An 11,998-nucleotide genomic window follows, 5' to 3' on the forward strand; every position below is an offset into this window, starting at 1 on the left:
TTAGTCATGGTTAGATTAGAGAAGAACGATCCGTTAATGTTGGCGCGCCAGCTACCATTAAAAACAGTTGCCCTGATACTCGCGGGCGGGCGTGGTACCCGTCTGAAAGATTTGACCATCAAGCGCGCCAAACCGGCCGTTCACTTTGGTGGTAAGTTCCGTATTATCGATTTTGCACTTTCCAACTGCCTGAACTCAGGCATTCGCCGTATTGGCGTCATTACCCAGTATCAGTCGCACACGCTGGTGCAGCACATTCAGCGCGGCTGGTCATTCTTCAGCGAAGAGATGAACGAATTTGTCGATCTGCTCCCGGCGCAGCAGCGCGTTCATGGGGAGAACTGGTACCGCGGCACGGCGGATGCCGTGACCCAGAACCTCGACATCATTCGTCGCTACAACGCGGAATACATCGTTATCCTCGCCGGGGACCACATCTACAAGCAAGATTACTCCCACATGCTAATCGACCACGTCGAAAAAGGGGCGCGCTGCACCGTGGCGTGTCTGCCGGTGCCTGTTGCGGAAGCAACCGCGTTTGGCGTGATGCATGTAGATGGCGACGACAAGATTATCGACTTTGTCGAAAAACCGGCGAACCCGCCAACCATGCCGGGCGACGACACCAGATCGCTCGCCAGCATGGGGATCTATGTCTTTGATGCCGATTACCTTTATGAACTGCTGGAAGAGGACGACAAAGACGAAAACTCCAGCCACGACTTCGGTAAAGACATCATCCCGAAAATCACCAAAGCTGGCATGGCGTATGCGCATCCCTTCCCGCTGTCCTGCGTGCAGTCCGATCCGAATGCGGAGCCTTACTGGCGCGATGTGGGAACGCTGGAAGCGTACTGGAAAGCCAACCTCGATCTGGCGTCCGTCACGCCTGAGCTGGATATGTACGACCAGAACTGGCCGATTCGCACGCATATGGAATCGTTGCCGCCGGCGAAGTTCGTTCAGGATCGCTCCGGCAGCCACGGCATGACGCTCAACTCGCTGGTCTCTGGCGGTTGCATTATCTCCGGTTCGGTGGTGGTGCAGTCCGTGCTGTTCCCGCGCGTGCGTATAAACTCATTCTGTAATATCGATTCGGCAGTTCTGCTGCCGGATGTCTGGGTAGGACGCTCATGTCGTCTGCGTCGCTGCGTTATCGATCGTGCCTGCATCATTCCCGAAGGGATGGTGATTGGGGAAAACGCGGAAGAAGATGCGCGTCGTTTCTACCGTTCGGAAGAGGGGATCGTGTTAGTAACACGGGAAATGTTGCGGAAGCTGCAAATCAAACAGGAGCGATGATGCAGGTTTTACACGTATGTTCTGAGATGTTCCCGTTGTTAAAAACGGGCGGCCTGGCGGATGTTCTTGGTGCATTACCAGCGGCGCAAATCGCCGGAGGGGTGGATACCCGCGTGTTGTTGCCCGCTTTTCCGGATATCCGGCGCGGTATTCCCGATGCAAAGGTTGTTACCCGTCGCGAGACCTTCGCGGGACGTATCACCCTGCTGTTTGGACATTACAATGGCGTAGGGATTTACCTGATTGATGCCCCGCATTTATACGATCGACCCGGCAGCCCGTATCACGATACCAACCTGTACGCCTATACCGATAACGTGATGCGCTTTGCCCTGCTCGGCTGGGTGGGGGCGGAAATGGCCGTCGGACTGGATCCGTTCTGGCGTCCGAACGTGGTGCACGCGCATGACTGGCATGCGGGGCTGGCTCCTGCGTATCTGGCGGCGAAGGGGCACCCGGCCAAATCGGTGTTTACGGTGCACAACCTGGCGTATCAGGGCATGTATTACGCGCATCATATGAATGACATCGATCTGCCATGGTCGTTCTTTAACATGCACGGACTGGAGTTTAACGGACAGATTTCGTTCCTGAAGGCGGGTCTGTACTACGCCGACCACATCACGGCGGTCAGCCCAACCTACGCGCGGGAAATTACCCAGCCGGAGTTCGGTTACGGTATGGAAGGGCTGCTGCAACAGCGCCACCGTGAAGGTCGCCTGTCGGGCATTCTGAACGGCGTGGATGAACAGATCTGGAATCCGGAAACGGACCTCCTGCTGGCGGCGCGCTATGGTCGCGACTCCGTGGAGGACAAAGCGGAGAACAAGCGCCAGCTACAGATTGCGATGGGGCTGAAGGTCAACGACAAGGTGCCGCTGTTTGCGGTGGTCAGCCGCCTGACCAGCCAGAAAGGGCTGGATCTGGTGCTGGAAGCGCTGCCGGGATTACTGGAGCAGGGCGGCCAGCTGGCGCTGCTCGGCGCGGGCGACCCGGTATTGCAGGAAGGTTTCCTTGCGGCCGCGGCGGAACATCCGGGGCAGGTGGGCGTGCAGATTGGCTATCACGAAGCGTTCTCGCACCGCATCATGGGCGGCGCGGACGTGATTCTGGTGCCGAGCCGCTTCGAGCCCTGCGGCCTGACGCAGCTCTATGGTCTGAAATACGGCACGTTGCCGCTGGTACGCCGCACGGGCGGGCTGGCGGATACGGTGTCTGATAGCTCCCTCGAAAACCTGGCGGACGGTATCGCCAGCGGGTTTGTTTTCGAGGACAGTAATGCCTGGTCGCTGCTTCGGGCGATCCGGCGTGCTTTCGTCTTGTGGTCCCGTCCATCCCTGTGGCGTTACGTACAACGTCAGGCGATGTCCATGGACTTTGGCTGGCACGTTGCGGCGCAGTCCTACCGCGACCTTTATCAACGCTTGATGTAACGAGGCGAAGTTACTGATATGAATGCTCCATTTAGCTACTCTTCCCCCACGCTCAGCGTTGAGGCGTTGAAACACTCCATCGCCTATAAGCTGATGTTTACCATTGGGAAAGATCCCGTTATTGCCAACAAACATGAGTGGCTGAACGCCACGCTGTTTGCAGTGCGTGACCGTATGGTCGAACGCTGGCTGCGCTCCAACCGCGCCCAGCTTTCGCAGGAGACGCGACAGGTGTATTACCTGTCGATGGAGTTTCTGATTGGTCGCACCCTCTCCAATGCGCTGTTATCGCTCGGGATTTATGACGACGTCAAAAACGCACTGGAAGAGATGGGGCTGGATTTAGAAGAGCTGATTGACGAAGAGAACGACCCGGGGCTGGGTAACGGTGGTCTCGGGCGTCTTGCCGCCTGTTTCCTCGATTCACTGGCGACGCTGGCGCTGCCGGGGCGCGGCTACGGTATTCGCTACGACTACGGTATGTTCAAGCAGAACATCGTGGATGGTCGTCAGAAAGAGTCTCCAGACTACTGGCTGGAGTACGGTAACCCGTGGGAGTTCAAGCGCCACAACACGCGTTACAAGGTGCGTTTTGGCGGGCGTATTCAGCAGGAAGGGAAAAAATCCCGCTGGGTGGAAACCGAGGAGATCCTCGCCGTGGCCTATGACCAGATCATCCCCGGCTACGACACCGATGCGACCAATACGCTGCGCCTGTGGAACGCGCAGGCCAGTAGCGAGATCAACCTGGGTAAATTCAACCAGGGTGACTACTTCGCGGCGGTGGAAGATAAAAACCACTCCGAGAATGTGTCACGCGTCCTGTATCCGGATGACTCGACCTACTCAGGCCGCGAGCTGCGCCTGCGTCAGGAGTATTTCCTCGTCTCGGCAACGATTCAGGATATCCTTAGCCGTCACTATCAGCTGCACAAAACCTATGCGAATCTGGCGGAAAAAACCGCCATTCACCTCAACGATACCCATCCGGTGCTGTCGATCCCTGAGCTGATGCGCCTGCTGATTGACGAGCATAAGTTCAGCTGGGATGACGCGTTTGAAGTAACCTGCCAGGTGTTCTCGTACACCAACCATACGCTGATGAGTGAAGCGCTGGAGACGTGGCCGGTGGATATGCTCGGCAAAATTCTGCCACGCCATCTGCAAATCATCTTCGAGATCAACGACTATTTCCTCAAGACCTTGCAGGAGCAGTACCCGAACGATACCGGTCTGCTGAGCCGCGCCTCGATCATTGATGAATCCAACGGGCGTCGCGTACGCATGGCCTGGCTGGCGGTGGTGATCAGCCACAAGGTGAACGGCGTGTCAGAGCTGCACTCGAACCTGATGGTGCAGTCCCTGTTTGCGGACTTTGCGAAGATCTTCCCGACGCGTTTCTGCAACGTGACCAACGGCGTCACCCCGCGCCGCTGGCTGGCGCTGGCGAACCAGCCGCTCTCCGACGTTCTGGATGAGAACATTGGCCGCACCTGGCGCACCGATTTGAGCCAGCTGAGCGAGCTGGAGCAGCACATTGATTTCCCGACGGTGAATAAAGCGGTACGGGAAGCCAAGCTGCTGAACAAGAAGCGTCTGGCGGTCTGGCTGGCGATGCATCTGAACGTGGTGGCGAACCCGAAAGCGCTGTTCGACGTGCAGATCAAACGTATCCACGAGTACAAGCGTCAGCTGATGAATGTCCTGCACGTTATTACCCACTACAACCGCATTAAGGCTGACCCGACGGCGGAGTGGGTGCCGCGCGTGAAAATCTTTGCCGGTAAGGCGGCGTCCGCGTACTACATGGCGAAGCACATCATTCATCTCATCAACGATGTGGCGAAGGTGGTGAATCACGATCCGGACATTGGCGATAAGCTGAAGGTCGTGTTTATCCCGAACTACAGCGTAAGCCTGGCGCAGCTGATTATTCCGGCGGCGGATCTCTCTGAGCAGATTTCCACGGCGGGGACGGAAGCATCCGGCACCAGTAATATGAAGTTTGCCCTGAACGGCGCGCTGACTATCGGCACGCTGGACGGCGCAAATGTCGAAATGCTGGAGCATGTGGGCGCGGAGAATATCTTTATTTTCGGGAATACGGCGGAAGAGGTGGAGGCGCTGCGCAAGCAGGGCTACTCGCCGCGTGAGTATTATGAAGAGGATGACGAGTTACGCCAGGTGCTGACGCAAATCGCCACCGGCGTGTTTAACCCTGAGGAGCCCGGACGCTATCGCGATCTGGTGGACTCGCTGATTAACTTTGGCGATCACTATCAGGTGCTGGCGGATTACCGCAGCTACGTGGATTGTCAGGATAAGGTGGACGAACTGTACCGTCAGCAGGAGAAGTGGACCAGCGCCGCGATGCATAACATCGCCAACATGGGATACTTCTCGTCGGACAGGACTATCAAAGAGTATGCCGAGAATATCTGGCATATTGATCCGGTGCGGTTGTAAAAACAAAGCCCGGTGGCGCTGCGCTTACCGGGCCTACGGGATCGAGTAGGCCGGGTAAGGCGGAGCCGCCACCCGGCTTTTTTTCAATTACGACGCCAACGACAATTCACGCTTTCCCGCATGCTGCTGCAACCATTGCGCCACGCGAGACTGCTGCTCGGCATTCAGCCACATCCCTTCTTTAGTACGACGCCAGATAGCATCGTCCAGACGGCGCACCCACTCGTGTTCCACCAGGTAGCGCAGTTCCGCTTCGTACAGCTCATGGCCAAAATGCTCGCCCAGATCGGCAATCTCTTTCGCCTCGCCGAGGAACAGTTCGGTGTTGCTGCCGTAGGTGCGGGCATAGTGGCGCGCCATTCCTTCGGTAATGAACGGGAAGCGGCGACGCAGCTTCGCGGCGTAATCGTCGCGGTTATCGCCGATATCGCCGCCAGGCAGCACGGCGCCTTTCGTCCACGCCGGGCCGATGCCTTTGTAATACGGCGCCAGTTTCTCCAGCGCGTGCTCCGCCAGTTTACGGTAGGTGGTGAGCTTACCGCCAAATACCGACAGCAGGGGCGCCTGACCGTCCACGTCATGAATATCAAGCGTATAGTCACGGGTGATGGCCTGCGGTGAGTCAGACTCGTCATCACACAGCGGACGCACGCCGGAGTAGGTCCAGACCACGTCATCGCGCGCCAGCTGTTTCTTAAAGTGCGCGTTGTACACTTTCAACAGGTAGCTGACTTCACTCTCGTCGATCTCAACGTTTTTCGGATCGCCCTTGTACTCCACGTCGGTGGTGCCGATGATGGAGAACTCGTCCATCCACGGGATCACAAACACAATGCGCTTGTCTTCATTTTGCAGGATATAAGCCTGTTTCTGGGTATGCACGCGCGGCACCACAATGTGGCTGCCCTTGATCAGGCGGATGCCGTACGGAGAAGGCAGGTGCATACCGTCATCGAAGAACTGTTTTACCCACGGGCCGGTGGCGTTCACCAGGCCGCGCGCTTTCCAGCTAAACTTCTCACCGGTATCCACGTCTTCCGCTTCCACAATCCACAGGCCGTTTTCGCGGCGTGCGGCGGTCGCGCGGGTACGGGTTTTCACCTCGCCGCCTTTCTTCTCGACCATCTGCGCGTTAGCCAGCACCAGACGCGCATCGTCCACCCAGCAGTCGGAATATTCGAAACCGCGCACGATTTCAGGTTTAAGAACCGATTCTGAGCCAAAACGCAAGCCGTTCGATCCCGGCAGGCTGGTGCGTTTGCCGAGATGATCGTACATAAACAGGCCGATGCGGATCATCCACGCCGGGCGTAGATGCGGGCGATGCGGCAGACGAAAGCGCATTGGGATCGCCAGATGCGGCGCCATCTTCAGCAGCACTTCGCGTTCAGCTAAGGCTTCACTGACCAGACGGAATTCGTAGTGTTCCAGGTAGCGCAGGCCGCCATGAATCAGTTTGGAGCTGGCGGACGACGTCGCGCAGGCGAGATCGTTAGCTTCCAGCATCAGCACGGATAAACCGCGTCCTGCGGCATCAACCGCAATACCGGCACCGTTGATGCCCCCGCCTATCACAATCAGATCTTTGGTTTCCATAACACCCTCATGCACTTTCGTTAAAGCTCAAAAATGTTCGATATCGCTCATAATAGCAAAGGAACGCGCCTTTGGTAACATCAAAAAAACAATTTAGAGTGATATGGATAACATAATGGCGTTTACCCGCCGCCAGGACGTACACTACGGGGTAAAATAGTGCGGCTTGATGCCCTCACCCCAACCCTCTCCCACGGGGAGAGGGGGTTCCCTTTTCCTCTCCCTCCGGGAGAGGGCAGGGTGAGGGGGGAAAACCGCGCCACACCTGAACAGAAGATGAGAACACCATGGATCAGTTTGAATGTATTAACGTAGAAGAAGCCCACCAGAAGATGCACCAGGGAAAAGCGGTGCTGGTGGACATCCGCGATCCGCAGAGCTTTGCGATGGGCCATACGCCGGGCGCGTTCCATCTCACCAACGATACGCTGGGCGCGTTTATGCGCGATAACGACTTCGAAACGCCGGTGATGGTGATGTGCTACCACGGCAACAGCAGCAAAGGCGCGGCGCAGTATCTGCTTCAGCAGGGTTACGATGCGGTGTACAGCGTTGATGGCGGCTTCGATGCCTGGCATCGCCATTTCCCGGCAGAAGTTGAGTACGCGTTTGAGCGCTGATCTCGCTATACTGTCCTCTTTTGTGTGGAAATAAGCGACCGCCGCCCATGTTGATGATCACCTCCTTTACCAACCCGCGCGTCGCCCAGGCGTTTGTCGACTATATGGCGACGCAGGGCGTTATCCTTACCCTTCAGCAACATACGCAAACCGACGTCTGGCTCGCCGACGAAAGCCAGGCCGCGCGCGTCAACGAGGAGCTGGCGCGTTTCCTTGAGAATCCCGCCGACCCGCGCTACCTCGCCGCGAGCTGGCAGTCCGGCCAGACGGGAAGCGGGCTGCAATACCGTCGTTTTCCTTTTATCGCCACGCTGCGCGAACGCGCCGGGCCGTTTACGCTGCTGCTGATGGCGGCCTGTATTCTGGTCTTTATCATTATGAACGTGGTCGGCGACCAGCCCGTGATGCTTGCGCTGGCGTGGCCGTACGATCCCTCCCTGCAGTTTGACGTCTGGCGTTACTTCACCCATACGCTGATGCACTTCTCGGTGATGCATATTCTCTTTAACCTGCTGTGGTGGTGGTACCTCGGCGGTATCGTTGAGAAGCGACTGGGCAGCGGCAAGCTGATTGTGCTTACCGTGATTAGCGCCCTGCTGAGCGGCTATGTGCAGCATAAATTCAGCGGGCCATGGTTCGGCGGCCTGTCCGGGGTGGTCTACGCCCTGATGGGGTACGTCTGGCTCAGGGGCGAGCGCGATCCGGAGAGCGGCATCTATCTGCAGCGCGGATTAATCGCCTTTGCGTTAATATGGCTTATTGCCGGATGGTTTGATCTGTTTGGTATGTCCATTGCCAACGGTGCCCACGTCACCGGTCTGGCCGTCGGGCTGGCGATGGCCTTCGCCGACACGCTCCATGCGCGAAAACGAACATAATTCCAGGGATATTTCATGAAACAAACGCAGCGTCATGACGCCATTATCGAACTGGTAAAAAAACAGGGATACGTCAGTACCGAAGAGCTGGTGGAACAGTTTGCCGTCAGCCCGCAAACCATTCGTCGCGATTTAAACGACCTGGCCGATCAAAGCCGTATTCTGCGCCATCACGGTGGGGCGGCGCTGCCGTCCAGCTCGGTGAACACCTCCTGGCACGACCGTAAGGCGACACAAACGGCGGAGAAAGAGCGTATTGCGCGTAAGGTCGCCAGCCAGATCCCCAACGGCGCGACGCTGTTTATTGATATCGGTACCACGCCAGAGGCGGTTGCGCACGCGCTGCTGCAACACGAGAACCTGCGCGTGGTCACCAACAACCTGAACGTTGCCAATACCCTGATGCAGAAAGATGATTTCCGCATCATTCTCGCGGGTGGCGAACTGCGCAGCCGCGACGGCGGGATCATCGGCGAAGCGACGCTCGATTTCATCTCTCAGTTCCGCCTCGATTTCGGCATTCTGGGGATCAGCGGTATCGACAGCGACGGCTCGCTGCTGGAGTTTGATTACCACGAAGTTCGCACCAAGCGTGCGATCATTGAGAATTCACGCCACGTGATGCTGGTGGCGGACCACTCCAAGTTTGGCCGAAACGCGATGGTGAATATGGGCAGCATCAGCATGGTCAATGCGCTTTACACCGACGTGATGCCTCCGGCGGGCGTGTTGCAGGTGATTAAAGATAATAATTTGCAGTTAGAGTTGTGTTGATCGGTCTTTCTCCCTCTCCCTGTGGGAGAGGGCCGGGGTGAGGGCATCAGGCCGCACAAAACCTACACGCCATACCCCATCATCTTCAGCAGCTGCTGCGCATGCTGCACCGCATCCTGACGATGCGCCACGCCGAGCTTCTGATACAGATTACGGATGTGCGTCTTAATGGTCGTCGCCGCGACGGCCAGCTCGCCGGCAATCTGCTCATTGCTGTACCCTGAATAGATCAGCCCCAGTACCTGCCATTCACGCTGGGTGAGCGGACTGGTGCGGATAAGTTCCGGCACTTCAGGATGGTTCAGCAAACGTTCGACGAAATTCTCGTCAAAATGGGCGAACTTGTGCCGATGATGCTGATTAATCTCACGCAGAATGCGCTGAGCGCGGTGCTGGTCCAGCTCCGGCAGCGTGTTGAGCTGAATCAGCTGGCGCAGCTGTTGCGCCATCACTTCACCCTCAATCACAAAGTGACTGATAAACCCGGTGCGGTTAGCCAGCTGCAGCGCTTCCAGCAGCACGCGCTGCGCGTCGTTTTTGCGACCCGCCTGCCAGTAAAGCTGGTTGAGCAGCAGCAGGTTGCGGTTCAGATCGCTCATCAGGCGCAGGCTGCGGGCGTTTTCGTTCAACTCTTCCAGCACAATTTCGGCAGGCTCAAATTCACCGAGCAGGATCTGCACGCGGGCAATGTTTCGCCACTGGCTTTGCAGGAAGTGGTTATTGGCAAATTCAGGTTTCGGCGTGTGGCGCAGCCAGTTGGCGGCGGATTTTTTGTCGCCGGTCATCTGCCAGTAAATCACCCGGACCTTATCGGCGTTGGAAACCCAGTCGCTGTGGTACTGGCCGTTGCCGAGCAGGTTTTCCAGGCGGTTGAGATGGTTGCGCGCATTGTCCAAATCCCCACGCGCCAGCGAGCATTGCACCAGCAGCGCCAGGCATTGCAGCTGCTGCTGCGGCTGGAAGCTGGAGAGCACGTTCACGCCCTGACGCGCGGCGCTTTCCGCCTCGTCCAGACGCGACCACGCCCACAGCAGCTGAGCGCGAATGCGCAGCAGGAACTCGTGCATCGGCAGCTGTTCCAGATGCTGCTCACGAATAAGCTGGAAGGCTTTCTCCTGGTTCTCCCAGGCGGCCTGCAGGAACCCCTGCGCGAATAAAATCTCGCTTTGCTGGATCAGGCTCCACAGCGCGTAATGCCACACGTCATGGCGGCGCGCCATCTGTTCGGTTTGCTGCATCAGCGACAGCGAGCGCGTCAGGTCGCCTTTGCAGTGCAGCACTTCGCCGTGTACCGAGGTGGCCACAATACGGCTGTAAAAATTCGCCAGCGGCAGCTCATCCAGCGCGACCATCGCCAGCCGTTCGGCTTCCTCAGGGTCACCGTCGTTAATCGCCACCTGCGCACGCAGGGCGTTAAATTCGCCATGCAGGGTGGTATCCATCTCGCTTTCCATCTCCTGCTCGGCGCGCGCCAGCAGGGTGTTCACTTCGCTGTAGCGATGCTGGCTCTGCATCAGCCAGGCCTGGAGCAGCACCAGACGCGGATTTTCCAGCAGGCTTTCCCACGGCAGCGCTTTTAACGACTCTTCCAGCAGCGTCAGTTCACTGTGGTTGAACAGTCCCCACGCGTGGTTGAGCAGAATATCGCGCAGCATACCGGCATCCCCGGCGGCCAGCGCATGGTGGATAGCCTCGCTCGGGAAACCTTGCGCCATCCAGCTTTCGGCGGCGGCGCGGTGAATGTCAGGCAGCTCTGCGGCCAGTTCCCACTGGCAACGCTGGCGCAGGAAGCTGCCAAACAGCGGATGGTAGCTAAACCATTCGCCGGGATCGTCCATGCGCGTCAGGAACAGACCCTGACGTTCAATCTCTTCGAGCTGAAGCTGCCCGTTTTCAATGCCGGTGACGCGTACAATCAGCGCATCGTTCATGGAACGCAGCAGGGAGCTTTTCAGCAGGAAATGGCGGGTGGAGAGGTCAACGCTGTCGAGTACCTCATCCACCAGATAATCCGACAGGTGGCTGGCGTTGATGCCCGCCAGGCGGCGCGCGGACTGATGCGTCGGGCTGTTGTTTTGCCGCGCGGAGAGGGCAATCAGCTGAAGCGCCGTGGCCCAGCCGGCAACGTCATCGCACAGGCGGCTGCTTTCCGACGCCTCAATCGGAGACGTCAGGCGGCAGTCAAAGAACTGCTTCGCTTCCTGATGGGTAAAGGCCAGCTGCTGACTGCCGATTTCCAGCAGCTGATCGCGCACGCGCAGGTTGGCAATGCCCAACTGCGGAAGGTTACGCGACAGGACAACCAGCGTCAGGTTTTCCGGCTGATGGCGCAGGAAGAAACGCATGGACTCGTGAATAACCGGGTTGGTGATCAGATGATAATCATCAATCACCACATACAGCGGGCGATGCCATTCGGCCAGCTCGATAAACAGCTGGGAGAAAAGAGAGGACAGGCTGGCGTACTGGCGCTTTTGCACCATCACCTCGCTGGTGACGCAGTGTCCGTTGGTTGCCTGCTGAATCGCGGCAATTAAATAGCTGGCAAAACGCTCCTGCTGGTTATCCCCTTCATCCAGGGAGTACCAGCCAAGATCGCTTTTACCTGCCGCCCATTGCGAAATGAGCGTTGTTTTTCCATAACCCGCAGGACTCGTAACCAGCGCCAGTCGGAAATTATGCGCACCGGAAAGTTTAGCCAGCAGGCGCTCGCGGACCACAGTATGGTCAAGACGAACCGGGCGACTTAATTTGGACGGAATCAACATAGTTTTCACTTCACTGTGGGGAACGAGAGAATTTATTTTTTTTGCGCTTCGTAATTAATATCTATAAGTTCGGCCAATAGAGGAACTATTGCAAGTTATGTCTGGGTTTGGAGGCTCTGAATTTGCACTCTGTCACAAAACATTCTCATCACTGATGGAAC

General features: G+C 57.4%; 8 protein-coding genes. 6 read left to right on the forward strand and 2 right to left on the reverse strand.

Annotation, left to right across the window (positions count from 1 at the left end; all coding sequences use genetic code 11):
• Positions 1-6: 6 nt before the first annotated feature.
• Genes glgC through glgP form a run of 3 tightly spaced genes read left to right on the forward strand, consistent with a single transcriptional unit; the run spans position 7 to position 5,201 of the window.
• On the forward strand, positions 7-1,302 hold the full coding sequence (gene glgC, locus SK50_RS03290) for a glucose-1-phosphate adenylyltransferase (protein ID WP_017693855.1): 1,296 nt from the start codon (positions 7-9) through the stop codon (positions 1,300-1,302).
• Complete coding sequence (gene glgA / locus SK50_RS03295; RefSeq protein ID WP_017384140.1) at positions 1,302-2,735, forward strand: glycogen synthase GlgA; 1,434 nt, start codon at positions 1,302-1,304, stop codon at positions 2,733-2,735. The genes glgC and glgA overlap by 1 nt, the downstream gene beginning before the upstream one ends.
• A gap of 18 nt (positions 2,736-2,753) precedes the next feature.
• A complete protein-coding gene (gene glgP, locus SK50_RS03300) occupies positions 2,754-5,201 on the forward strand; it encodes a glycogen phosphorylase (RefSeq protein ID WP_015571454.1) in 2,448 nt (815 codons plus the stop codon).
• A gap of 87 nt (positions 5,202-5,288) precedes the next feature.
• Here glgP and glpD read toward each other — a convergent pair whose 3' ends face one another.
• On the reverse strand, positions 5,289-6,797 hold the full coding sequence (gene glpD / locus SK50_RS03305) for a glycerol-3-phosphate dehydrogenase (protein WP_017693856.1): 1,509 nt from the start codon (positions 6,795-6,797) through the stop codon (positions 5,289-5,291).
• 287 nt (positions 6,798-7,084) lie between these two features.
• Between glpD and glpE the strand changes: the two genes are divergently transcribed.
• From glpE to SK50_RS03325, 3 genes are read left to right on the forward strand one after another with little or no spacing between them, the layout of a single operon-like run.
• A complete protein-coding gene (glpE, locus tag SK50_RS03315; protein ID WP_006177908.1) occupies positions 7,085-7,417 on the forward strand; it encodes a thiosulfate sulfurtransferase GlpE in 333 nt (110 codons plus the stop codon).
• A 47-nt stretch (positions 7,418-7,464) separates the two neighbouring features.
• Complete coding sequence (gene glpG, locus SK50_RS03320) at positions 7,465-8,295, forward strand: rhomboid family intramembrane serine protease GlpG (RefSeq protein WP_006177907.1); 831 nt, start codon at positions 7,465-7,467, stop codon at positions 8,293-8,295.
• A 15-nt stretch (positions 8,296-8,310) separates the two neighbouring features.
• Complete coding sequence (locus tag SK50_RS03325; protein ID WP_006177906.1) at positions 8,311-9,069, forward strand: DeoR/GlpR family transcriptional regulator; 759 nt, start codon at positions 8,311-8,313, stop codon at positions 9,067-9,069.
• A gap of 62 nt (positions 9,070-9,131) precedes the next feature.
• On the opposite strand, the gene malT is transcribed toward SK50_RS03325, so the two are convergent.
• Complete coding sequence (gene malT / locus SK50_RS03330) at positions 9,132-11,837, reverse strand: HTH-type transcriptional regulator MalT (RefSeq protein WP_017693857.1); 2,706 nt, start codon at positions 11,835-11,837, stop codon at positions 9,132-9,134.
• Between the last annotated feature and the right edge of the window lie 161 nt (positions 11,838-11,998).

Origin of the sequence: Enterobacter sp. BWH64, from assembly GCF_001037645.1 — a bacterium.
Classification (GTDB): domain Bacteria; phylum Pseudomonadota; class Gammaproteobacteria; order Enterobacterales; family Enterobacteriaceae; genus Enterobacter; species Enterobacter hormaechei_C.

Coding starts and splice junctions, on each gene's coding strand:
- glgC (WP_017693855.1), top strand. CDS start 7: ATGGTTAGATTAGAGAAGAACGATCCGTTAATGTTGGCGCGCCAGCTA.
- glgA (WP_017384140.1), top strand. CDS start 1,302: ATGCAGGTTTTACACGTATGTTCTGAGATGTTCCCGTTGTTAAAAACG.
- glgP (WP_015571454.1), top strand. CDS start 2,754: ATGAATGCTCCATTTAGCTACTCTTCCCCCACGCTCAGCGTTGAGGCG.
- glpD (WP_017693856.1), bottom strand. CDS start 6,797: ATGGAAACCAAAGATCTGATTGTGATAGGCGGGGGCATCAACGGTGCC.
- glpE (WP_006177908.1), top strand. CDS start 7,085: ATGGATCAGTTTGAATGTATTAACGTAGAAGAAGCCCACCAGAAGATG.
- glpG (WP_006177907.1), top strand. CDS start 7,465: ATGTTGATGATCACCTCCTTTACCAACCCGCGCGTCGCCCAGGCGTTT.
- SK50_RS03325 (WP_006177906.1), top strand. CDS start 8,311: ATGAAACAAACGCAGCGTCATGACGCCATTATCGAACTGGTAAAAAAA.
- malT (WP_017693857.1), bottom strand. CDS start 11,837: ATGTTGATTCCGTCCAAATTAAGTCGCCCGGTTCGTCTTGACCATACT.